Here is a 22497-nt window from a genome sequence, read left to right on the forward strand (position 1 = left end):
AATGACCTGGGTTATTCTTACAGGCAGGCAGAGCGATCTCGACCAGGTGGCGACACCACACAAGATCATCACCAATCGCGACTATCTCGCGCACCCGTCGCTGTTTCGCGGCCAGCGGCCGAAGGTCATCAACCTGTCGAACAATTACGCCTACCAGAGCCGCGGCTACTATGCCTCGCTGCTGGCAAGCTCGCGCGGCCACAAGGTGATCCCGACCGTCGAGACGATGATCGACCTGTCGGAGCGCAAGCTCTATGAGCACGCGCTGCCGGAACTGGAACTGGCGCTCAACAAATGCCGCAAGGATATTGGCGGGGTCTTTCCGCAAAAGGTCTGCATCTTCTTCGGCATCGGGCCGTCGAAAATCTGGGACCGTTTCGCCAAGCTGTTGTTCGACTGGTTCCGCGCACCGGCGCTCGAAGTCCACATCAAGGACAGCGCCGAATGGGCCTCGATCCGCAAGATCGGTTTCCATCCGTTGGCGCGCATGACCGAGGACGAGGAAAAAAGCTTTATCCAGTGCCTGGAGACCTACACCAACCGGGAATGGCGCGACACCAAGGGCCGCACACCGGCGCGCTACACCTTCGCCACGCTGGTCGACCCGCATGAGGAATTGCCGCCCTCGGAGATCTCGTCGCTGCGCTACTGGGCCAAGATCGCCGAGAAGATGGGCGTCGAAATCGAGCCGATCACCAAGCGGGACCTGGCCAAGCTCGCCAATTACGACGCGCTGTTCATCCGCGAGACGACCTCGATCTCCAATCACACCTATCGTTTCGCCCGCCGCGCCCAGCAAGAAGGCATGCCAGTCATCGACGACCCGCTATCGATGATCCGCTGCACCAACAAGGTCTATCTCAACGAGCTGATGGCCTACAACAAGGTCCCGGTGCCGCCGACGGTGATGATCGCCGGCACCTCGGATCTCGAACTGGCGGCGCAGACGCTGGGCTTTCCGCTGGTGCTGAAGATTCCGGATTCGTCGTTCTCGCGCGGCGTCAAGAAATGCGCCAACTTCGAGGAACTGAAGACGCTCGCCACCGAATGGCTGGAGGATTCCGACCTTCTGATCGCGCAGAAATTCATTCCGACCGAATATGACTGGCGCGTCGGCGTGCTCGGCGGCCAGCCGCTGTTTGCCGTGCACTATCTGATGGCCAAGAAGCACTGGCAGATCGTCAACCACAAGGCCAACGGCAAGCCCGACCAGGGCGGCATCAAGACCTTCACGCTGAAGGAAACGCCGGCGCATGTCGTCGAGACGGCAGTGAAGGCGGCGCGCTGCATCGGTGACGGGCTCTATGGCGTCGACCTCAAGGAGACCAAGGACGGCGTCTTCGTCATCGAGGTGAATGACAATCCCAACCTCGACCATGGCTGGGAGGATTCCGGCGAGAAGGACGAGGTCTGGGTGCGGCTGACGCAATGGTTCCTGGAGCGGCTGGACCGGCCCGGGCGGTAATTTGATCGGGGGAAAAGATGCTGTTCATCGTGATCGAGGATTTTACCGGCTGCGATCGCAAGGAGATCTACCGCCGCTTTCGCGACCGGGGCCGCCTGAAGCCGGACGAGCTTCTCGTGCACCACAGCTGGATCGCGGCGGACATGAGCCGCTGTTTCCTGCTGGTGGAGGCCGATGACGCCACGCTGCTGCAGCGCTGGGTCATCGAATGGGCGGATCTGGTGGAATTCGAGATCGTTCCCGTGGCGACGAGCAAGGACATGGCAGAGGCATTGAGCGGCCACCTCTGACCATAGCCGCCTGTCAGGTCAACGCAGTGCCGGCGAGCCGACTACGCGCCGGCATTCGTCGATCAGCCACTGGCGAAATGCCGCCACGACATCGCGCCTCGCGCTGCGCTCCGGGATCGTCAGGCAATAGGGCTGGCGCAGCTCCAGCGCCCGGGCGAGGGGCCTGACAAGCCGGCCGTCTTCCAGCGCCGCGGCACAGTAGATCCCTTGCGCCAGCGCCACGCCCAATCCCGAAATGGCAAGGTCGAGTGCTGCGCGCGATGAGTTGGCCGAGAGGCCGCGCTGCGCTGCCCGGCCGGGCTCGATGCCGGCGGCCTCGAACCAGCTGTGCCAGGACGGAAAGGACGCACCAGTCGGTCCCCAGCCGGTATGGATGAGCGGCAGGCTGGCGAGGCCTTCGGGTTTGACCGTGTCCGCCAGCCCGGGCACACACACGGGATAGACTGCGTCCTGGACGATATCCTCGGTCGGGTGCTCGCGATAATGCGGGCCATAACTGAGCCTGATGTCGATCAACTCACGGTCGAACGGCACCGGGTCGTCGTCGCCTCTGAGCGATATGTCGACTGCGCCATGGCCTGCGACAAAACCGGCGAGACGCTGAGAAAGCCAACCCATGGCCATGGATGGCGGTACCGATACGACCAGGCGCGGGCGGAATGCATCGCCACCCAGTTCGCGCGAGACGCTGCCGATCTCCTGGAAGGCCATGGTCAGCCTGGGCAGCATCTCGACGCCGGCCTCGGTGAGGACGACGCGCCGGTTGACGCGGTGGAACAGCTTGCGGCCCATCTGCTCCTCGGCGGCCCGGATGAGCTGGCTGACGGCGGCGGCCGACACCGAAAGCTCTTCCGCCGCCGCGGCAAAGCTGCCTGCACGCGCCGCGGCCTCGAAGGCCTGAAGTCCTTTGAGAGATGGAAGTGTGACCATGATCACCGGATAGATAAGCTCAGCTTATCAAAATTGCAGAAATCGTCGTTTTTGGAAAGTTTTTTCATTGGCTACAGTAGGTTTCATCAATCCCAGCCAGGATCGAAACCCGTGGATCATCGCGACGTAATTTCATCGTTGACGCAGGAAGAGCGCAACCGCCTGACCGCCAAGTCGGATGTCGCGGGCCTCGCTCAGCTTGCGGCTCATTGGGGCGCGATCGTGATTATCGGATCACTGATCGCCGCCAAGGTGCCGTTCTGGCCGCTGCTGATGCTGCCGCAAGGTATCCTCATCGTGTTCCTGTTCACGCTGCTGCACGAGACGGTTCATCGTACGGCTTTCGAAACGCAATGGCTGAACGATGCCGTGGCACGGGTGTGCAGCCTGGCGATCGCGCTGCCGGCGGACTGGTTTCGCTACTTCCACTTCGCCCATCATCGATACACGCAAGACCCAGAGAACGACCCTGAACTGGCCTTCCCCAAACCGGAGACATGGCGGCAATATCTCGTCCATGTCTCTGGTATCCCGTTGTGGTGGGGGCACCTCAAGACGCTTTATGCCAATGCGATGGACCGCGGCGGGGAAAGCTACGTTCCGCCCAAAGGCCACGACAAGGTGCGCATCGAGGCGCGCGCCATGATTGCCTTTTATGCCGTGGTCATTCTGCTGGCCGTCTATTTCCGGCTCACTGTGCTTCTCTATGTCTGGATCCTGCCGGCCTTGCTCGGCCAGCCGTTTCTGCGGCTCTACTTGCTGGCCGAGCACGGCCGTTGTCCGTTTGTCGCCAACATGCTGGAGAACACCAGGACCACGCTGACCAACTGGCTGGTCCGCAAGCTAGCGTGGAACATGCCGTTCCATGCCGAGCATCACGCCTATCCCGGCGTGCCGTTTCATCAACTGCCGCAGTTTCATGCGCTGATCGAGCGGCATTTGAAGGTGGTCGAGCCGGGCTATGTCAGCTTCCACGAAAAGTACATCGAGACGCTGCATTGATGGTGGCCGACCTCAGCCGGTCTGGCTGTGCAACGCTCGGGATTTCAACAGACGCTGAATATCGGCCGCATTTGACGGCACGCCGATCAGGTAGCCCTGCGCCTCGGTACAGCCATTGCCGCGCAGGATGTCGAGCTGCGCCTCGGTCTCGACACCCTCGGCGGTGACAGTGATGCCGAGTTCGGCACCCAGCCCGATGACGGTGCGAACGATCGCCGCGGTGTCGCGATTGCCCAAGTCGTGGATGAACGAACGGTCGATCTTGATCTTGTCGACGGGAAAACGCCTAAGATAACCGAGCGAGGAATAGCCGGTGCCGAAATCGTCCAGTGCGATGCGAATGCCGAGCCCGCGCAACTGTCGCAGTGTCCTCAGCACGGCTTCACTCTCGTCCATCAGCACGGTTTCGGTGATTTCCAGTTCCAGCCGGCCGGCGGGTACGCCGGAAAAGGCCAGAGCCGAGATGACGTTGCGGGCAAAGCTGCCGCTTTTGAGCTGCACGGCCGAGACATTGACCGCGATGCGCAGGCCAGCAGGCCAGCTTGCCGCCGCCGTGCAAGCCTTCCTCAGCGCCCACTCGCCAAGCGGCACGATCATTCCGGTTTCTTCGGCGACCGGAATGAAGTTGTCCGGCGCCACGGTGCCGCGCGTCGGGGAATGCCAGCGCATCAAGGCTTCGGCGCCGACGATCTCGCCGGAGGCGATGTTCATGATGGGCTGGAAATCCAGATCGAATTCCTGGCGCGGCAGCGCTGTCTCGAGGTCGATCTCGAGTGCGCGCCGTGCCTGTACCATGGCGTCCATTCCGGGTTCGAAGAAGCGATACAGGTTGCGCCCTTCGCTCTTCGCCCGATAGAGCGCCGTATCGGCGTTTTTCAGCAGCGTATTGGCGTCGCCGCCATCGTCGGGGAAAACGGCGATGCCCAGGCTGATGCCGACATGTATGTCGCGGCTCTTGTCGCGAAACGGTTTTGCGATCGCCTCGATGACACGCTTCGCCAGTTTTTCGGCATCGGCAATGCCCTTGAAATTGAACTGGATGATGACGAATTCGTCACCGCCGAAGCGAGCGACGACGTCCGTTTCACCGCGCAGGCAACGCTGCAGCCGGTCGGCCACGCCCTTCAACAGCCAGTCGCCGGCCGGATGTCCCCAGGTGTCGTTGACCACCTTGAAGCGATCGAGATCGAGCGAGAAAATCGCCAACGGCGTGGCCGCCGCGTCCTCCAGCGCAAGGTCGAGCCGTTCGCGAAACATCGAGCGGTTGGGCAGTCCGGTCAGCATATCGTGATGCGCAAGATGGGTCATGCGCTCTTCAGTACGGCGGCGCTCGGTGACATCGTCGAAGGTCGCCACCCAACCGCCGCCGCTCATCGGCTGGCGGGTGACCAGAACCGTCCTGCCGTCGGTAAGATGCCGATACGCGGAATGCATTTTTTTCGCCACCAGGCAGGCTTCGGTCTTGGCGACTTCGCTGTCGACGTCGATCTTCGTATAGATGCCGAGTTCCAGCAATCGTTCGAGCGCGTCGCGGTGCGTCGTTCCGAGCGGGAAGTCCGCCGCGGTGACGTTGTAGAGTTCCAGAAAACGCCCGTTGCGCACGATCATCTTGCCGTCGGCGTCGTACATCAGCAAGCCTTGCGACATGTTGGCAAGTGCTGCGTCGAAGCGACGGTGCTGCTCCTTGAGATCCTGTTGGGCACGGCGCTGTTCGGTGATGTCCTCGTAGATCGAGACCCAGCCGCCCAGAGCCAATGGGCGATGCGAGATGTTGATGATGCGGCCATCCGACAGCATCTCCTCGTAGGTCGAGGGTTTCGCCTGGTCGATATAGGGCTTGCGGATGGCGTAGAGTTCATCGGCGCTTTGCGAGGCGACGCCGATGTCGACGCTGTGCCGCAGAATGTCGAGGAACCGGATGCCGGGGCGTATCACCTTGGCGTCGAGACAGAAGATATTGATGTAGTTGCCGTTGCAGATGATCATCCGCTCTTCGGCATCGAACATGCACAGCCCATGCGACATGTTCTCGACTGCGGCCGAAAAGCGTTCATTCTGTTCGCGCAGTTCATCTTCCATATGGCGCGAGCGATCCATGCCTTTGGCCTCCCGTTCCGGGACGGCCGAACCATCCTTGGCATCAGCGACGGGCATGAGGCGCCTGCGGGTCGTGATCGAACACCGCACTGTTACCCGTTCCGGTTAATTTAGCGTTTTTAGCCGATTGCGGGTGCCGAAACCTGGTGCCGCGACGTCTCGATCGCGGAAAACCGCTTCAGGAACGCATTTTGCGCCCAGGTCACCGAGCGTGGCGTGAAATCGAAGCGGTCGGCATTGAAGCCGCGCGGACGGCCGAAGAACTCGGTAGCTTCGGAGGCCGAAAAACCGGCAAGCAGCGTTGCTTCGAAATAGGCGGCGATCTGGTCGGCGCGCTTGATCTCCTTGCGCAGCGCAGCCGTTGGTTCCGGCGGCAGCGAGAAGCGCAGATGGATGGCGCGCTGCAACCGCAACTCACAGTCCTTGTAGCTGCCGCCCATCACCGATTTGAACGGCGAGATCATGTCGCCGATGACATATTCGGGGGCGTCGTGCAGCAACGCCGCCAGCCGGGCGTCGGCCGAAGCCTCAGGCACCAGGTCACAGAATAGCGCCTCGACCAGCAGCGAGTGCTGGGCAACCGAAAAGGCATGCTCGCCGCTGGTCTGGCCGTTCCAGCGGGCTACGCGGGCGAGCCCGTGCGCAATATCCGAAATCTCGATATCGAGCGGCGAGGGGTCGAGCAGGTCGAGCCGGCGGCCCGACAGCATGCGCTGCCAGGCGCGTGCCGGCGCGCCGACGCGGTCGGCGGCCATCAGGCCTCCTCCGCGCTGACGGCTTCCTGCGGGAAGGCGAATTTTGCCCAGGCCGGGATGGCAAGTGAAACGGTGGCGTCCGCGGCGATGATCGGCTGGCCGGCGTCGAGCGCCGCCTTGACCCGGTCAATGCGGGCAATCGCCAGACCGGTCGTGCCGACGGTCGAGCCGAGCGTGCCAACCGGCCGTCCTGCGACGGTTAGCTCGGTGCCCGGTGCGGGCAGGAGCCTATCGGCCGAGACAATCAGCACGCGTCGCCTGGCCGTGCCGCGATGCTGCATGCGCGAGACGACCTCCTGGCCGACATAGCAGCCCTTCTTGAAGCCGACGCCGCCGGTTTCGTCCAGCAGCACATCATGGGGGAAGGCGTCTCCGAGTTGGTAGTCGCTGCCGCTTTCGGCAATGCCGCCGGCAATGCGGAAGGCTTGCCACGCGGCAAGATCGCTGCGCTCATCTGGTTCGCCATAGGAACGCGTGACGGCGCCCTTCGGAAAGCGCGTGTCGGCGGCCGTCGTTGAATCGGATTGTGAGAGTGTTGATTCATGTCCCCAGGCGACGGTGACAAACGCCTGATCTGCCTTGGCAATCTCGACCTTGGCGCGCAGTTTGTAGAGCGTCAGCCGGCGTACGAAATCGTCCGCTATGTCGGCCCGGCATTCCAGCCGGAATGCATTCTCACCGTCGCGCGAGATCAGGAAATCGAACAGGATCTTGCCTTGCGGCGTCAGCAGCGCACCGGGTTTGGCTTCGCCGGGAGCCAGGATGTCGAGATCGGTGGTCAGGATGTTCTGCAGAAAATGCTCGGCATCCGGGCCTGATACGGAAATGAGGGCGCGGTCTTTGAGCTGGGCAAAGGGCATGGGCGGAAAAGCAACCTGATCTTGCAAAACGGTCGGCCTTTACGTAAGCCGCTGGCACTCCCCCCGCAAGAGAGCATGGCCATGATCTACGACCTCATCCTGACAGGCGGCACAGTGGTCAACCATGACGGCGAAGGGGCTCGCGACATCGGCGTGAAGGACGGGCGCATCGCTGCCATCGGCGATCTCCGCCAGGCGTCGGCCGGCGAGACGATCGACTGCCGCGGCCTGCATATCCTGCCCGGTGTCATCGATAGCCAGGTGCACTTTCGCGAGCCGGGACTGGAGCACAAGGAAGATTTGGAAACGGGTTCGCGCGCGGCCGTGCTTGGCGGCGTCACGGCCGTGTTCGAGATGCCCAACACCAATCCTTTGACCACCAGCGAGGCAGCGCTTGCCGACAAGGTTCGGCGCGGCACGGATCGCATGCATTGCGATTTTGCCTTCTGGGTCGGCGGCACCCGCGAAAACGCCGGGGATGTCGGCGAGCTTGAGCGGTTGCCGGGCGCGGCCGGGATCAAGGTTTTCATGGGCTCGTCCACCGGCGATCTGCTGGTCGAGGATGACGAGGGCGTGGCATCGATCCTCCGGAATACGCGCCGCCGTGCCGCCTTTCATTCGGAAGACGAGTTCCGGCTGCGCGAGCGACTTGGCGAACGCATCGAGGGCGATCCTTCATCGCACCCGGTCTGGCGCGACGAGATCGCCGCCCTGCGCTGCACCGAGCGGCTTATACGCATCGCTCAGCAAGTTCGCGCCCGCATCCATGTCCTGCACATCTCGACCGCCGAGGAGATTTTGTTCCTCGAACAGCACAAGGATGTCGCGACCTGCGAGGCGACGCCGCATCATTTGACGCTGAGCGCCGACGACTATGCACGGCTTGGCACGCTGATCCAGATGAACCCGCCTGTTCGGGACAAGCGCCACCGCGACGGCGTCTGGCACGGCATTTCGCAAGGCATCGTCGACGTGCTCGGCTCCGACCACGCGCCGCACACGCTCGCCGAGAAGGCAAAACCCTATCCGGCCTCGCCGTCGGGGATGACCGGCGTGCAGACGTTGGTGCCGATCATGCTCGACCACGTCAATGCCGGCCGGCTGACTTTGCAGCGCTTTGTCGACCTGTCCAGCCACGGCCCGCAACGCATCTTCGGCATGGCGAGAAAGGGCCGCATCGCCGCCGGCTACGACGCCGACTTCACCATCGTCGATATGAAGCGGCGCCAGACCATCACCAATGCGCAGGCCGGCTCGAAAGCCGGCTGGACGCCTTATGACGGGAGAGACGTGACCGGCTGGCCGGTCGGCACCGTCATTCGCGGCCGCCGCGTCATGTGGGAGGGCGAAATCGTCACGCCAGGCCAGGGTAGGGCGGTGGAGTTTGCCGAGGCCCTTGTCGTCTAGATTCCCTAAGAGGCTCAGTCGCCGGCGACGAAGAATGTCCACTGCCCAGTGGGCGTGATGCCGACACGGTAGAAGATATAGGCGCCGAATTGCTTCATGTCGTCGAAGTCGCCAGCGGTGACGATCTTGAACAATTCGACCCGCTGCTTGGCGTCCAGCTTGTCCAGCGGCAGGGCGAAGAAATACGGCCACACATAGAGTTCTTGTGGCGTGCCGGCATCGAGGTGGACGTAGCCGGCATCGAGCACCTCCTCCAGGATAGCCAGGATCTCCTGGCCGTCCGGGTCGCCGGAGAGCCCCTTGAGGAAGGCGATGGCGTCGCCGTCTATGTCGGTCAGCGATATCTGCGTGGCGCTGTCGCCCTTGCCGATCAAGGGCCGCAGCTTTTCGATGTCGCCGCCCTTGCAGGCTTCGACGATCAGATCGTGCATGCGCCGCACCGGTTCCGGCAGCTTGCCGAGATCATAGACAACCTCGGGTACCGGCGTCTCCGGATCGACGCGCGGTCTGGTGACGCCGCCATCCGCCGGACTGTCCGGCTCGGCTTCATTGGGAGCAGCCGGTTCAGTGGTCGGCGGCGGCGTTCCGACCGGGTTGGGCATTGGCACGGTGCTTCCCGGGGGCGACATGTCGTCGTCCGCCGGCGGCGTGACTGTTGGCGGGAGCTCTTCGCGCTTGATCTCGCTCAGCGCATAGGCGGGGCTGCTCGCGAGACACACAACCAGGGGAATCGCGGCACAGCAAGCGGCGAAGGAGATGCAGAGGACCAAGCCACGCGGCTTGCCTGACATCGAAAAACTCACTGCCCGTTTCTCCCTGCTTCCGGGCATGACGCCCGAGCGGCATTTTGCCGTCAAAGAACCGGACGTCGGTTCAGTGCCGCAGCCGTTCGGGTTCGAAGGCGCCAGCAATCACCTTTTCACGCATACGGTCGAGCAGGGCAAGGGCCGAGGTCTCGCCATTGGCACGCAACATCTCGCCGAAGGCGGTTTCGAGCGCTGCTTCGGCAATGATCTCGGGTTCTATGCCGGCGGAGAGACCTTCCGCCCAGGCCTCGCTGTGGCTTTCCACGGCGGTCAGGCGTTTTTCTTCTCTGACCAGCGCGTCGATGTCGTTGACACCATGTTCCATAAGCGAATGTCCACCCTTTCAAGCAGCGATCCGTCGATGTGGATCAGGCCTGATCTGTTCATTTCACACGCAGGGACAATTAAGTATTTGTAAATACGACATTTTTTTGATCGTCTTTTACAAAGCCCGATTGCCTTGTGCGAAGCTGCGTTCAGCTCGAGTCAAACTTAGCCGATTGGGGCGGCCTGCGGGGCGAAAACCTTCAGTTTGAGTTAATTCCGCTTTCGCGCGGTAAGGTTTCGTTAATACTGTTGCAGAAGTGCAACATGAGGATTGCACCAAGATATCGGCTCGCACAAGCCGGATATCTCAGTCGTCGCCAGCAATGGTGCTGATAGTTGTTGATGAGCAGGCCTGCCTGCCTAAACGGATCGCGTTGAAACGGATTCGGTCAACGCGTTCCAGGCTTTTGTTTATGCATGTCGTTGTCCCAAAATCCGCTGTTTTGGGCGATATGCATTAGTTGCCGTAACGCGAGGCGATATCGCGGGACAGCGTCTCGCCTTCTTTCATATAGCGGCTGATGGCTTCGGTCGCCGAGGGGGTGCACCGCGTATAGGTGCCGCCGAACGAGCGGTAGCCGCGATTGAAGCTGGCGATGAAGCGGGCGCGCCGCTCGGCGTCCGGATTTTCCGAATCAAGCAGCTTCTCCATCTCGGCACGCCACTGGTCGCCCTTCTCGCCGCACAAATTGCGCAGGAAATGCAGCGACCCCAGAACCTCCGCCAATCGCATCAGCCCCGGCTCGAACGGCGACTCGGCGCTGAACGCAGGCAGTGCCGAGACGGCCGCACTGACGGCAAGACACACGGCGAGGAGCAAGGATGGACGGTTCATAAGCCTTCTCTACCTAACGGCGCTAGCCGTGTGGTCTACCGAACGGCGTAAGCCGTTGTGGTCTACCGAACGGCGTAAGCCGTTGTGGTCTGCCGAACGGCGTAAGCCGTTCTGGCTCTGCCAAACAGCATAAGTCTTTGTGGCGAAACAATTTGTCGCCTGCAAGGCGATTTTCAGGGCTGCGGCCTGGCGTCTCCGCCGGGGGCCAACAAGTCCTCCGCAACGGCGAACACCGAGCCGGCGAGCGGCAGTACCGCCATCTCGCTGAGCGTATAGAAGGCGGCGGTCTCGGCGTCGTCGCTGGCCACTGCCTCGCCGCCGGCATAGACGGCACCGAAGACCGTGAGGAGATAATCGACCGGGTGGCTGTCGTCCCTGCCGTCGATGTGGATTTCCTGCAGCGGGCGGTAATCGGTGGCGCGTAAACCGGTTTCTTCCAGAAGTTCGCGCTCTGCCGCTGCCTCCAGCGTCTCGCCGGGTTCGACCTTGCCACCCGGGAAGGCATAGAGCCCTTGCGAGGGTTGCCGGGCTCGCTTGACCAGAAGCACGGTGTCTGCGCGCACGACGGCGACCGAGACTGCCGGAAGTATCTTGCGCGCTTCGTTCATGGATTCCCGATCAGGTGAAGGCAGGTCTGTTGTGGATCGCCCAGCATGGGGAAGCTTTAGCGGTTGCGCAACGCCGGTTGCATCGCCACTTTCAAAGCGAACCATTCGAAGGGCGCCAATCGACCATGTGCGGACGTTTTGCCTTGACCGCGACGCCGGACCAGACTGCCGCCTTGCTAGGCTTGGCCGAACTGGAGGATTTCCCGGCGCGCTACAACATCGCCCCGACGCAGCCGATTCTGGTGGCGATCGCCGGCCCCCCGCGGACGCCGGGCTCGAATCTGCCGGACCGGCAGCCGATGCTGGTGCGCTGGGGGCTGATCCCGACCTGGGTGAAGGACACCAGGGAATTTCCACTGCTGTTCAACGCGCGCTCTGAGGGCGCTGCCGAAAAGGCTTCGTTCAAAGCGGCCATGCGTCATCGCCGCGCTTTGGTGCCGGCGTCCGGCTTTTATGAATGGCGGCAAACCGGTGGCAAGAAGGGGCAGCCCTACTGGATACGCCCAAGGCACGGCGGGTTGGTCGCCTTCGCCGGCCTGATCGAGACCTATGCCGAGCCGGGCGGTTCGGAAATGGACACCGGCGCCATCCTGACCGTCAACGCCAATGCCGACATCGCCCATATCCACGACCGCATGCCGGTGGTGATCGATCCCAGGGATTTCGCCCGCTGGCTGGATTGCCGCACGCTCGAGCCGCGCGATGTCGCCGATCTGTTGCGGCCGGCGCAGCTGGATTTCTTCGAGGCAATTCCCATCTCCGACCTCGTCAACAAGGTCGCCAACACCGGACCAGAGATACAGGAGCGGGGCGAGATCGGGCCGGAGCCCGAGAAGGTCAAGCGCCAGAAGCCCGGCGCGGACGACAGTCAGATGACGTTGTTCTAGCTCAGCTGTTCTTCAGAGGCGCATGTTAGCGCCCTCATGCCAGGCGCCTTGAGCGCCGGCCGTACACCGCTTCAGGCGGCGCGGGGCGATACGATCTTCTGTGCCGGCTTCTTCTTCTTCGCGGTGTGGAGAAGGGCGGCGACGATCGCGGCCGGACCGATTGCGCGATAGTGGTTAGCCAGCGCCGGTTGCTTGGCGCGGTTGGATTCCTGCTTGCTTCGGGGCATGTCTCTCTTCCCTGGTAACATTTTCGTGTCTGCGTTTGATGGCCGATTCTGACCAAATCGTGACGCCTGCTGATCTAGCCGACGAATGTTTCATGACTGTGCCGACATGTTTAATAAAATGTTTCACTGGGTCATTACCTGTGATCCAGCGACGTTTTTGCCGAAACTTGCGACTTGACGGCAACACAAGCCAAGGCGATAAAGCCGCCCATGAAAACGTCTTTCGCCATTTGTGGCATTTGCATTATTGGCTAGCCTCGCGCTGGTCCGGACGTTTTCGCCTCATCTTTCCCCAGATTGGACAAACGCCCTGGCCAGCAGGCTGGAATCCGATTTGCGCCTTGGCGCGCTCGATTTCAGCCAAAGCATGATCCCGAAAAGTGGGAACCGGTTTTCGGACCAGATCATGCTCAAATAAAGTAACGGACCGGGAAGGCACGAATGTCTGACGCATCGCAGGGCCTGCGCCTCTACAACACGCTGACGCGGACGAAAGAGGATTTCGTTCCGATCGATCCAAACAACGTGCGCATGTATGTCTGTGGTCCGACGGTCTACGACTTTGCCCATATCGGCAATGCCAGGCCGGTGATCGTCTTCGACGTGCTGTTCCGTTTGTTGCGCCAAGTCTATGGCGAGGCGCACGTCACGTATGTGCGCAACATCACAGATGTCGATGATAAGATTAACGCCCGCGCGTTGCGTGATTTCGGCGCCGAGATTTCTTCGGGAAAACTCTCGCTCAACGAGGCGATCCGGCGGGTGACCGAAAAGACCGCCGATCAGTTCCACAGGGATGTGGCGGTTCTCGGCTGCTTGGAGCCGACGGTCGAGCCGCGCGCCACCGAATTCGTCGAGCCCCGCGCCGACGGCAAGGCCGACATGATCACTTTGATTCAAAGCCTGATCGAACGCGGCCATGCCTATGTCGCCGCGGGCGAAGTCCTGTTCGACACGGCGTCGATGCCGGACTACGGCCAGCTGTCGAAGCGCAATCTCGACGAGCAGCAAGCGGGTGCTCGCATCGCCGTCGACGCGCACAAGAAAAATCCTGGCGATTTCGTCCTCTGGAAGCTGTCGTCGCCGGAGGAGCCGGGCTGGAATTCGCCATGGGGCAGGGGCAGGCCGGGCTGGCACATCGAATGCTCGGCAATGTCGGCCGCCTATCTCGGCGAGGTTTTCGACATCCATGGCGGCGGCCTCGACCTGATCTTCCCGCACCATGAGAACGAGATCGCCCAGTCGCGCTGCGCCCACGGCACGGACGTGATGGCCAACATCTGGATGCACAACGGCTTCCTGCAGGTCGAAGGGCAAAAGATGTCGAAGAGCCTCGGCAATTTCTATTCGATCAACGAGCTCTTGGAGACCGAGACCTTTGGCGGCCGCAAATGGCCTGGCGAGGTGCTGCGGCTGGCGATGCTGATGACGCACTATCGCGAACCGATTGACTTTTCCGTGCGCAAGCTGGAGGAGGCCGAGAACATGCTGCGCAAATGGAAGCGGGCGGCCGACCTCGCGCCGGCGGCGGCAGGGCAGTTGCCCGTGGAGATCATCGATGCCTTGTCCGACGATCTCGCCACCTATGCCGCCTTCCAGATACTGACCCAGTTGGCCCAGTTGGCCGGCGAGGCAGCGGACGGCAACGATGCGGCTGCATCGCTGAAGGCGTCTTTGCTGTTCCTCGGCTTCGATGTCGCGTCGGCGAAGGTTGATGAAGACCACGTCGCCAAGGCTATCGCCAAGCGTCTCGCATTCATCGCCGCCAAGAACTGGGCCGAGGCCGACCGCATCCGCGACGAACTGCTGGCACAAGGTATACAGTTGAAGGACGGCAAGGACCCCGTCACCGGCGAACGCATCACCACCTGGGAGGTAAAAAGATGATCGACCATCTCGGCATCACCGTTGCCGATTTCGACGCTTCGAAGGCTTTCTATGACAAGGCGATGGCGCCGCTTGGAGCCTCCCTGCTTTACATGGTGCCGCTGGAATACACCGGCGGTGCCAAGGTCGGTGGCTATGGCCGTGACCGGCCGGTGTTCTGGCTGAGCACCGGCAAGGACAAGCCCAAGGATCACCAGCACGTCGCCTTCACCGCGCGCAGCCGCGCCGAGGTCGATACCTTTTATGTCGCCGCGCTTGCCGCCGGCGGCAAGGACAATGGCGGGCCGGGCCTGCGCCCGCACTATCACCCGGACTACTACGCTGCCTTCGTCTTCGATCCCGACGGCAACAATGTCGAGGCCGTCTGCCATGCGCCGGAGTGAGCGGCGATGAGCCTCGACAACCGGCCGATCTACACCGGCGGCTGCCAGTGCGGCGCGGTGCGCTTTCGCGTTGAAGGCGCGTTGGGCGACGCTTCGATCTGCCATTGCCGCATGTGCCAGAAGGCGTTCGGCGCGTTCTACGCGCCGTTGGTTTCGGTGCGCGGCGCCAGGCTCGACTGGACGCGCGGCGAGCCGAAATACTTCCGCTCGTCCAACCATGTCCACCGCGGCTTCTGCCCGGATTGCGGCACACCGCTGACCTTCACCGCGCCGGACGGCGTTGGCCTCGCCATCGGTGCGTTCGACAATCCGGCTGAGATCGTGCCGCTCATCCAGTGGGGCATCGAGGCAAAGCTGCCCTATGTCGACTCGATCCCGCAACTGCCGGGCGAGGACACCATGGCCGATATGTCGTCGGCCTCCTATCTGGCCGATCTCGTCTCCTACCAGCACCCCGACCACGACACCGAACAATGGCCGCCGAAGGAAAGATCATGACCGAGACAGTACGAACCGGCGGCTGCCAGTGTGGCGCCGTACGCTTCCGCATTCATGGAGCGCTCGGCCGTCCGTCGATCTGCCATTGCCGCATGTGCCAGAAGCAGTTCGGCTCGTTCTTCGGTGCGCTGGTCACGGTACCCAGGGACGGCGTCGAATGGACCCATGAAGAGCCGAGCTATTTCCAGTCGTCGGTCAACATCGATCGTGGTTTCTGCGCCCGCTGCGGGACGCCGCTGACCTACCGGCAGCCCGGAGGACTTGAGATCGCTATCGGTGCCTTCGACGACCGCTCCGATCTCGCCCCGCAGATACAGGTCAACTACGCTGCGCGGCTGCCCTGGGTGGAGACGATCTTCGATCAGCCCGTCCACCAGGATCCCGACTACTATAACAGGCAGGAATCCATCATCTCCTTCCAGCACCCCGACCATGAAACAGCGGACTGGCCGACCAAAGGTTTACAACTATGAGCAATCAATTGCGTACGCTTTATCCGGAGGTCGAGGCGTTCGATTCCGGCATGCTCGATGTCGGTGACGGCCATCAGGTCTACTGGGAGCGCTCCGGCACCAAAGGCGCCAAACCGGCGGTGTTCCTGCATGGCGGGCCAGGCGGCACCATCTCGCCAAAACACCGGCGGCTGTTCGACCCGAAGCTTTACGACGTCATCCTGTTCGACCAGCGCGGCTGCGGAAAATCGACGCCCAACGCCTCGCTCGACGCCAATACGACATGGCACCTGGTCGCCGACATCGAACGGCTGCGCGAAATGGCCGGCTTCGACAAATGGCTGGTGTTCGGCGGCTCCTGGGGCTCCACGCTGGCGCTCGCCTATGCCGAAACGCACCCTGAACGCGTCAGCGAACTGGTGGTGCGCGGCATCTACACGCTGACGCGTGCAGAACTCGAATGGTACTATCAGTTCGGCGTCTCGGAAATGTTTCCGGACAAATGGGAGCGGTTCCTGGCGCCAATCCCGGAGGCCGAGCGCGGCGACATGATGGCCGCCTACCGCAAGCGGCTGGTCGGCACGGATCGCAAGGCGCAGATCGAGGCAGCCCGCGCCTGGAGCCTGTGGGAAGGCGAAACGATCACGCTGTTGCCGGAGCCGGAGACCAGCGGACCGTTTGGGCAGGACGACTATGCCGTCGCCTTCGCCCGCATCGAGAACCACTATTTCGTCCACGCCGGCTGGCTTGAGGAAGGGCAGCTGCTGCGCGATGCGCACAAGCTCAGCGACATTCCTGGCACCATCGTCCATGGCCGCTACGACATGCCGTGCCCGGCGCACTATGCCTGGGCGCTGCACAAGGCCTGGCCGAAGGCGGATTTCCACCTGATCGAGGGCGCCGGTCATGCTTATTCGGAGCCGGGCATCCTTGATCGGCTGATCCGCGCGACGGACAAGTTTGCAAGCAAATGACCATGACCCGCGAGCGCCTCTATCTCTTCGATACCACATTGCGCGATGGCCAGCAGACGCCGGGCATCGACTTTTCCGTCGTGGACAAGATCGCCATCGCAAAACTGCTCGACGCTTTTGGCCTCGACTATGTCGAAGGTGGCTATCCCGGCGCCAACCCGACCGACACAGCCTTCTTCCAGGAGAAACGCACGTCGCGCGCCCAATTCGTCGCCTTCGGCATGACCAAGCGGGCAGGGGTGTCGGCGTCCAACGATCCCGGCCTTGCGTCACTCGTGCAGTCGAAGTCGGACGCCATCTGCTTCGTTGCCAAGAGCTGGGACTATCATGTCCGTGTCGCGCTCGGCTGCACCAATGAGGAGAATCTCGACGCCATCAAGGCCTCCGTCGAGGCGGCGGTCGCCGCCGGCAAGGAGGCATTGGTCGACTGCGAGCATTTCTTCGACGGCTTCAAGGCCAATCCCACCTATGCGCTGGCTTGCGCCAAGACCGCTTACGATGCCGGCGCGCGCTGGGTGGTGCTGTGCGACACCAATGGCGGCACGCAGCCATCGGAAGTCCGCGCCATCGTCGAGAAGGTTATCTCGTCCGGTATTTCAGGCAATCATCTCGGCATCCATGCCCATGACGACACCGGCCAGGCAGTCGCCAATTCGCTGGCCGCTGTCGAGGCCGGCGTGCGCCAGATCCAGGGCACGCTCAACGGCATCGGCGAGCGCTGCGGCAACGCCAACCTGATCTCGATCGTGCCGACCCTGGCGCTGAAGCCGGCCTTCGCCAATCGTTTCGAGACGGGCATTTCGACTGAGGCACTGACCGGCATTTCGCGCCTGTCGCGCGCTTTCGACGAACTCCTGAACCGCGCCCCGGAAGCGCAGGCGCCCTATGTCGGCGCTTCCGCCTTCGCCACCAAGGCCGGCATCCATGCCTCCGCACTTGCCAAGGAGCCGGCGACCTATGAGCATGTGCCTCCGGAAACGGTCGGCAACCGCCGCCGCGTCATGGTTTCGGACCAGGGCGGCAAGGCCAATTTCCTCGCCGAGCTGAAGCGGCGCGGCATCGAGGTGCCGAAGGACGACCACCGGCTCGACGCGCTGATATCGGTGGTCAAGGAGCGCGAGGCCGAGGGCTACGCCTATGAGGGCGCCGATGCCAGCTTCGAACTCCTGGCGCGCAAGATACTGCACGGGCTGCCGGAGTTCTTCAACGTTACCTCGTTCCGCTGCATGGTCGAGCGCCGCTTCGACGCCAACGGCCAGTTGAAGACGGTCTCCGAAGCGATCGTCAAGGTGGTGGTGGACGGCGAGGAGAAGATGTCGGTGGCCGAGGGGCATGGTCCGGTCAACGCACTCGACATCGCGCTGCGCAAGGACCTCGGCAAATTCCAGGGCGAGATCGCCGACATGGAGCTTGCCGACTTCAAGGTGCGTATCCTCAATGGCGGCACCGAGGCGATCACCCGCGTTCTGATCGAATCGCATGACGGCACCGGCGCGCGCTGGTGGACGGTGGGCGTTTCCGAAAACATCATCGACGCCTCGTTCCAGGCCCTGATGGATTCCATCGTCTACAAGCTGATGAAGAACCGTGAGATGGCCGGGCTGGTGGCCGCCGAATAAGGTTGAACCATCAGCGAAAGTCCATTGATCCATCAGAACTTTGCGATGGTCTTGCCAAGGTGACTGGGCCATAGCGTTGGCTCATGGCCACTGAAGCAATTGCCCTGGACGCGGATTCGAAGGCACGACGCGGCTTTCTGTTGGCGCTTGGCGCCTATCTCTTGTGGGGATTGCTGCCCTTCTACATGAAGGCGGTCGCTCATCTGCCGCTCGCCGAAGTCATTGCCCATCGCATCGTCTGGTCGGTGCCGATCGCCGCCGCCGTTCTGGTCTGGGCCGGCCGTACGGCGGATTTCAAGGCGGCGCTGCGTTCGCCGCGCACCATCGCCATGGCCGCGCTGACGGCGGCGCTGATCTCGGTCAATTGGGGCATCTATGTCTGGGCGATCGCCGCCGACCGCACCGTCGAGACCGCGCTCGGCTACTACATCAATCCGCTGGTCAGCGTCGTCGTCGGCGCGCTGCTGCTTGGCGAGCGGCTCGATCGGCTGCAGATCGCGGCAGTGGTGCTGGCGGCCGTCGCCGTCGCGGTGCTGACCATAGAGGGCGGCAAGCTGCCCTGGGTGTCGCTGGCGCTGGCGTTTTCCTTCGCCGCCTACGGCTTCTTCCGCAAGACGCTGCCGATCGGCCCGAGCCAGGGCTTTTTGCTCGAAGTGCTTCTGCTGTCGGTGCCGGCCCTTGGCTACATCGTCTACCTGATCGCGACCGGGCAGGACCATATCGTGTCCAGCAGCGGTGCCGATACGGCGCTGCTGATCGGCTGCGGTCCGGTCACGTCGATACCGCTCTTGCTGTTCGCCTTCGGCGCCAAGCTGCTGCGCCTCTCCACCATCGGCATCATGCAGTACATCGCGCCGACCATGGTGTTCCTGATCGCCGTTCTGATCTTCGACGAGCCTTTCGGCACCACCCAGGCCATCGCCTTTGCGCTGATCTGGGCGGCCTTGGCAGTCTATTCCTGGTCGATGTTGACGACAGCGCGCCGGGCCGCGCCGCAGCCCGCACGGTAAGGGGTGTCGATGTACCTGCTGCATATCGCCAACAAGAATTATTCCTCATGGTCACTGCGGCCCTGGGTGTTGATGCGAGAGCTGGATATCCCATTCGACGAGCGGCTAACGCCGTTCCCGACCGGATCGAGCTGGAGCCTCTACCGGCCGTTCTCGCCGAGCGGCCGGGTGCCCTGCCTGATCGACGACGGTTGGGCGGTCTGGGATTCGCTAGCCATCGCCGAATATCTGGCCGAGCGCCACCATGGCGTGTGGCCTGCCGAGGCCAAGGCGCGCGCCTGGGCACGCTCGGCCGCCGCCGAGATGCATTCGAGCTTCACCGCACTGCGTGGCGCCTGTCCGATGAGTTGCGGCCTGCGCGTAGAGCCGTTTCCAATGTCCGACGCGCTGAAACAGGACCTCTTTCGCCTCGACGACCTCTGGAACGATGGCCTTGCCCGTTTCGGCGGGCCGTTTCTGGCCGGCGCTCATTTCACCGCCGTCGACGCTTTCTTTGCTCCTGTGGCGTTTCGCGCACAGTCCTATGGTCTCGTTTTCGAGGGTGCGGCTGCAGCCTATCCGGCGCAGTTGCTCGCCCTGCCAGCGATGCGCGAGTGGTATGCGGCTGGCCTTGCCGAGACCTGGCGCGAGCCCGATCACGAAGCGGAAGTCGCCGCCGCCGGCACCGTCATCGAGGATCTTCGCGTCTAGCTGAAAGCCGCCGGCAGGCGCTACAATCCGCGGCCCAGCCGCCTGACGAACAGATAAGTAGCCGCGGCGATAGCCATCGATACTGCCGTCACCACCCAGAAGCCAATCGGCGTATCGACCAACGGCAGCCCACCGACATTCATGCCGAACAGGCCCGAGATGATGGTCATCGGCAACAGCACCGCTGTCATGACAGAGAGAACATAGAGGAGCTGGTTCGACTGCATGGTCAGCTTGGCCATGAGCTCGTCCTGCAACAGCCTTGTGCGCGCCTGCAACTGCTCGCCGTCATGATAGAGAGTATGCGCCCGTTGCGAGAGCCTGACCGCCATGTCGTTGATCGGGTCAGGCAGTTCGTTGCGATGCGAATGATCGAGATGCCGGAACAGATTGGTGATCGTCGCCATCTGCCGATGGATCACCACCAATTGTCGCCGCGCCTCGACCAGCGCTTGTCGTTCATTGTGCCATGCATCGCGCACGACACGGTCCTCGATGCCGTCGAGCGTGTCGCCCAGCTTGCCGAGCTCGGCCGCCATGCCGTCGAGCGACTGGCCCGTGACCGCCTCGATCAGTTCCGCCGGCGAGCGGAATTTCCGCGCCCCATTCTCCACCGTCTTGCGAATGGCGTCGACCGATTCCAGCGGCTGCTTGCGCGCGCCGATCAGCACCGCGTCGTTGAAGGCGAAGCGGAAATGGACAAGCCCGCGCGCCTCCGAAAAGTCGTGTCTGAGATCAGGCAGATCGCCATAGAGCCAGCCATCCTCGAAGTCGATGTGGCAGCCATGGCTGGGGGCAAGGAAGGCGTCACGCACCGGCCTCGGCAAAGCCGTCTCAGTGCCGATCTCCTGGCGTGCATGCAGGTCGGTGATCTGATAGCTGCGCCAGGTCCAGCACGCCTGTGCCGGGTCCTTGGTACGCAGGCCGTCGGCCGTGAAATGGTAGATGAAGAACAGTCCGTGCTCGTCGGGCAGGTAAGGCGACAGATCAGTGCCTTCCGGGGCGAGAGCGATATCCATGGGCGCGGTGCCAGATGCAGGTTTCGAACATGGCACCGCATGGCGGCCGCCTGACCGTGATTCCTAGCACTAGCGAACCGGTTTCGTGTGACGGTTTCTTGACAGCCGATCACAGTCTGTCGATCACCCAATCCGGTGGTGACGCCTTTGCCACCCCCGGATTGTGCCCTGTCAGTGCTTTGGGCCGAATCCGGGGTAGGGCTTGAGCGGCACGATTGCGGCAATGTCCATCATGCCGGCCTTGACCAGCGGCAAGGTGGCAAGATGGCCACGGACCTCTGCATCATCGGCTGCCTCGAACATCATGCCGCTGCCCGGGATGTCGCCGCGGTTCCAGACCTGACGCACCGCGCCCTCGGCGTAAAGCGTGCGCCGCTGTTCGGCTTCGCCGGGCAGAAGCGGGGCGAAATCGGCATCGCTGAACTCAGCGGTGTTGCGGGTGAGAAGGGCAAAGAACTGCATGGCGGTCTCCTTTGGTTGGGATGGCCGAGTATCGCTTCCGCTGGTCAGACTGTCCAAGACTGATTAGGCTAGAGTTGAGACTTTGCAGGACTTGAAGCTCTGGAGAAAAAATGTTCGACCTGCGCCAGATCAGGTATTTCGTCACCGTCGCCGAAACCGGCAATGTCGGCCGCGCCGCCGAAATGCTGCATATCTCGCAATCGCCGCTCAGCCGGCAGATCATGCAGCTCGAGGAGCAGCTTGGCGTCAGTCTGTTCGAACGGGCAAAACAGCGGGTCCATCTCAACGCCGAGGGTCGCGCCTTCCTCACCGAGGCCCGCTCGCTGCTGTCCAATGCGCGACGTTTGGAGGAGTTCGGCCGCAACCTGGCCAGCGGCGGCGTTGGTCGTCTCGCCATCGGCTATGTCGAAGGCGCCGTGCATGCCGGGCTTGTCGCCGGAATGCTGCGCCAATTCCGCCGCGAGCGGCCCGATTTCCACCTGCAACTGAGAAGTTTGCGTTCGGCCGCCCAGGTGGAGGGACTGCGGCAGCGCTCTCTGGATCTGGGCTTTGTCTACTCGCCGCCAGCCGACAATGACCCGGATGTCGCCGCCATGGCGCTGCGGCACGAACCGCTGGTGCTGGCGATCCCCGAAGATGATCCGCTCGTTCACGTATCAGAGATCGGGCCGTATCACCTCGACGGTCGCACCTGGATCACCGTCGTGCGCCAGCCTGACGACACCAATCGCGGCCAGTTCCTCGCCGCTTGCGCCAAGGCCGGCTTTCTGCCCGACATCGCCTATGAGACGGCGGATCCGCTGACCTCGCTCGGCCTGGTCAGCGCCGGGCTCGGCCTGGCGACGGTGCAGGCCAGCCTGCGTGCCGCCGCACCGCCGCGGATCGTGTTTCGCGACCTGCCGTGGTTCGACCGTACGGTTTCCATCTATCTTGCCTGGCGGCGTCATGACCGCCGCGCGGTCATCGCCGGCTTGCGGCAGGCTGCTGGGGCAGTAGGGCAGTAGGGC

At 62.7% G+C, this 22497-nt stretch carries 25 protein-coding genes; 14 read left to right on the forward strand and 11 right to left on the reverse strand.

Features of this window, described 5'->3' with window-relative positions:
• The first annotated feature begins 1 nt into the window (after window position 1).
• Window positions 2-1465 carry a RimK family protein gene (locus tag C8D77_RS12055; RefSeq protein WP_109662709.1) on the forward strand — a complete coding sequence of 488 codons (1464 nt, stop codon included), beginning with the start codon at window positions 2-4 and terminating at the stop codon, window positions 1463-1465.
• Between the two features lie 17 nt (window positions 1466-1482).
• Window positions 1483-1755 carry a DUF3303 domain-containing protein gene (locus C8D77_RS12060; protein ID WP_109662712.1) on the forward strand — a complete coding sequence of 91 codons (273 nt, stop codon included), beginning with the start codon at window positions 1483-1485 and terminating at the stop codon, window positions 1753-1755.
• Window positions 1756-1773: 18 nt separating this feature from the next.
• Here C8D77_RS12060 and C8D77_RS12065 read toward each other — a convergent pair whose 3' ends face one another.
• Window positions 1774-2685, reverse strand: coding sequence for a LysR substrate-binding domain-containing protein (locus C8D77_RS12065; protein ID WP_109662715.1), 912 nt, complete (start codon window positions 2683-2685; stop codon window positions 1774-1776).
• 111 nt (window positions 2686-2796) lie between these two features.
• Between C8D77_RS12065 and C8D77_RS12070 the strand changes: the two genes are divergently transcribed.
• Window positions 2797-3687: a fatty acid desaturase family protein gene (locus C8D77_RS12070; protein WP_109662717.1), complete on the forward strand. Its 891-nt coding sequence runs from the start codon at window positions 2797-2799 to the stop codon at window positions 3685-3687.
• 12 nt (window positions 3688-3699) lie between these two features.
• On the opposite strand, the gene C8D77_RS12075 is transcribed toward C8D77_RS12070, so the two are convergent.
• The 3 genes from C8D77_RS12075 to ygfZ form a co-directional block, all read right to left on the reverse strand.
• Window positions 3700-5841 carry a putative bifunctional diguanylate cyclase/phosphodiesterase gene (locus C8D77_RS12075; RefSeq protein WP_109662720.1) on the reverse strand — a complete coding sequence of 714 codons (2142 nt, stop codon included), beginning with the start codon at window positions 5839-5841 and terminating at the stop codon, window positions 3700-3702.
• A 62-nt stretch (window positions 5842-5903) separates the two neighbouring features.
• Window positions 5904-6539, reverse strand: coding sequence for an HD domain-containing protein (locus C8D77_RS12080; protein ID WP_109662723.1), 636 nt, complete (start codon window positions 6537-6539; stop codon window positions 5904-5906).
• Entirely contained in the window at window positions 6539-7399 is an 861-nt protein-coding gene (gene ygfZ / locus C8D77_RS12085) for a CAF17-like 4Fe-4S cluster assembly/insertion protein YgfZ (protein WP_109662726.1), read from the reverse strand. The genes C8D77_RS12080 and ygfZ overlap by 1 nt, the downstream gene beginning before the upstream one ends.
• A gap of 75 nt (window positions 7400-7474) precedes the next feature.
• Here ygfZ and C8D77_RS12090 point away from each other — a divergent pair, with 75 nt between their 5' ends.
• Window positions 7475-8806, forward strand: coding sequence for a dihydroorotase (locus tag C8D77_RS12090; protein WP_245951749.1), 1332 nt, complete (start codon window positions 7475-7477; stop codon window positions 8804-8806).
• 14 nt (window positions 8807-8820) lie between these two features.
• Here the strand turns inward: C8D77_RS12090 and C8D77_RS12095 are convergent, their stop codons facing one another.
• From C8D77_RS12095 to C8D77_RS12110, 4 genes are all read right to left on the reverse strand, one after another.
• Window positions 8821-9597, reverse strand: coding sequence for a hypothetical protein (locus C8D77_RS12095; protein WP_109662731.1), 777 nt, complete (start codon window positions 9595-9597; stop codon window positions 8821-8823).
• Window positions 9598-9679: 82 nt separating this feature from the next.
• Window positions 9680-9937, reverse strand: a complete 258-nt coding sequence (locus tag C8D77_RS38320) for a hypothetical protein (protein ID WP_008874920.1) — start codon at window positions 9935-9937, stop codon at window positions 9680-9682.
• 459 nt (window positions 9938-10396) lie between these two features.
• The gene (locus tag C8D77_RS12105) at window positions 10397-10774 is read right to left on the reverse strand and encodes a TIGR02301 family protein (RefSeq protein WP_109662733.1); all 378 of its coding nucleotides are present in this window, start codon (window positions 10772-10774) and stop codon (window positions 10397-10399) included.
• A 173-nt stretch (window positions 10775-10947) separates the two neighbouring features.
• Window positions 10948-11382, reverse strand: coding sequence for an NUDIX hydrolase (locus C8D77_RS12110; protein WP_109662735.1), 435 nt, complete (start codon window positions 11380-11382; stop codon window positions 10948-10950).
• 125 nt (window positions 11383-11507) lie between these two features.
• Here C8D77_RS12110 and C8D77_RS12115 point away from each other — a divergent pair, with 125 nt between their 5' ends.
• Window positions 11508-12269: an SOS response-associated peptidase gene (locus C8D77_RS12115; RefSeq protein ID WP_109662738.1), complete on the forward strand. Its 762-nt coding sequence runs from the start codon at window positions 11508-11510 to the stop codon at window positions 12267-12269.
• 71 nt (window positions 12270-12340) lie between these two features.
• Here the strand turns inward: C8D77_RS12115 and C8D77_RS12120 are convergent, their stop codons facing one another.
• Window positions 12341-12496 carry a hypothetical protein gene (locus C8D77_RS12120; protein WP_109662740.1) on the reverse strand — a complete coding sequence of 52 codons (156 nt, stop codon included), beginning with the start codon at window positions 12494-12496 and terminating at the stop codon, window positions 12341-12343.
• A gap of 441 nt (window positions 12497-12937) precedes the next feature.
• Here C8D77_RS12120 and cysS point away from each other — a divergent pair, with 441 nt between their 5' ends.
• The 8 genes from cysS to C8D77_RS12160 all read left to right on the forward strand — a co-directional run bounded on the left by cysS (window position 12938) and on the right by C8D77_RS12160 (window position 20009).
• On the forward strand, window positions 12938-14383 hold the full coding sequence (cysS, locus tag C8D77_RS12125) for a cysteine--tRNA ligase (RefSeq protein WP_109662743.1): 1446 nt from the start codon (window positions 12938-12940) through the stop codon (window positions 14381-14383).
• Window positions 14380-14766 carry a VOC family protein gene (locus C8D77_RS12130; protein ID WP_109662745.1) on the forward strand — a complete coding sequence of 129 codons (387 nt, stop codon included), beginning with the start codon at window positions 14380-14382 and terminating at the stop codon, window positions 14764-14766. Before cysS ends, C8D77_RS12130 begins: the two co-directional genes overlap by 4 nt.
• Before the next feature lie 6 nt (window positions 14767-14772).
• A complete protein-coding gene (locus C8D77_RS12135) occupies window positions 14773-15264 on the forward strand; it encodes a GFA family protein (RefSeq protein ID WP_109662748.1) in 492 nt (163 codons plus the stop codon).
• On the forward strand, window positions 15261-15737 hold the full coding sequence (locus tag C8D77_RS12140; RefSeq protein WP_109662751.1) for a GFA family protein: 477 nt from the start codon (window positions 15261-15263) through the stop codon (window positions 15735-15737). The genes C8D77_RS12135 and C8D77_RS12140 overlap by 4 nt, the downstream gene beginning before the upstream one ends.
• Window positions 15734-16690: a prolyl aminopeptidase gene (gene pip, locus C8D77_RS12145; protein ID WP_109662754.1), complete on the forward strand. Its 957-nt coding sequence runs from the start codon at window positions 15734-15736 to the stop codon at window positions 16688-16690. The genes C8D77_RS12140 and pip overlap by 4 nt, the downstream gene beginning before the upstream one ends.
• Window positions 16687-18309: a citramalate synthase gene (gene cimA, locus C8D77_RS12150; RefSeq protein WP_215732056.1), complete on the forward strand. Its 1623-nt coding sequence runs from the start codon at window positions 16687-16689 to the stop codon at window positions 18307-18309. The genes pip and cimA overlap by 4 nt, the downstream gene beginning before the upstream one ends.
• Window positions 18310-18392: 83 nt before the next feature.
• Entirely contained in the window at window positions 18393-19319 is a 927-nt protein-coding gene (rarD, locus tag C8D77_RS12155; protein WP_109662756.1) for an EamA family transporter RarD, read from the forward strand.
• Window positions 19320-19328: 9 nt separating this feature from the next.
• Window positions 19329-20009 carry a glutathione S-transferase family protein gene (locus C8D77_RS12160; RefSeq protein WP_109662759.1) on the forward strand — a complete coding sequence of 227 codons (681 nt, stop codon included), beginning with the start codon at window positions 19329-19331 and terminating at the stop codon, window positions 20007-20009.
• Between the two features lie 20 nt (window positions 20010-20029).
• Here C8D77_RS12160 and C8D77_RS12165 read toward each other — a convergent pair whose 3' ends face one another.
• Window positions 20030-21028, reverse strand: coding sequence for a transporter (locus C8D77_RS12165; RefSeq protein ID WP_109662761.1), 999 nt, complete (start codon window positions 21026-21028; stop codon window positions 20030-20032).
• 171 nt (window positions 21029-21199) lie between these two features.
• The gene (locus C8D77_RS12170) at window positions 21200-21490 is read right to left on the reverse strand and encodes a muconolactone Delta-isomerase family protein (RefSeq protein ID WP_109662763.1); all 291 of its coding nucleotides are present in this window, start codon (window positions 21488-21490) and stop codon (window positions 21200-21202) included.
• A gap of 110 nt (window positions 21491-21600) precedes the next feature.
• Between C8D77_RS12170 and C8D77_RS12175 the strand changes: the two genes are divergently transcribed.
• On the forward strand, window positions 21601-22494 hold the full coding sequence (locus C8D77_RS12175; protein WP_109662765.1) for a LysR substrate-binding domain-containing protein: 894 nt from the start codon (window positions 21601-21603) through the stop codon (window positions 22492-22494).
• Window positions 22495-22497 lie beyond the last annotated feature (3 nt).

This window comes from Mesorhizobium loti (genome assembly GCF_003148495.1).
In the GTDB taxonomy this organism is placed as follows: Bacteria; Pseudomonadota; Alphaproteobacteria; order Rhizobiales; family Rhizobiaceae; genus Mesorhizobium; species Mesorhizobium loti.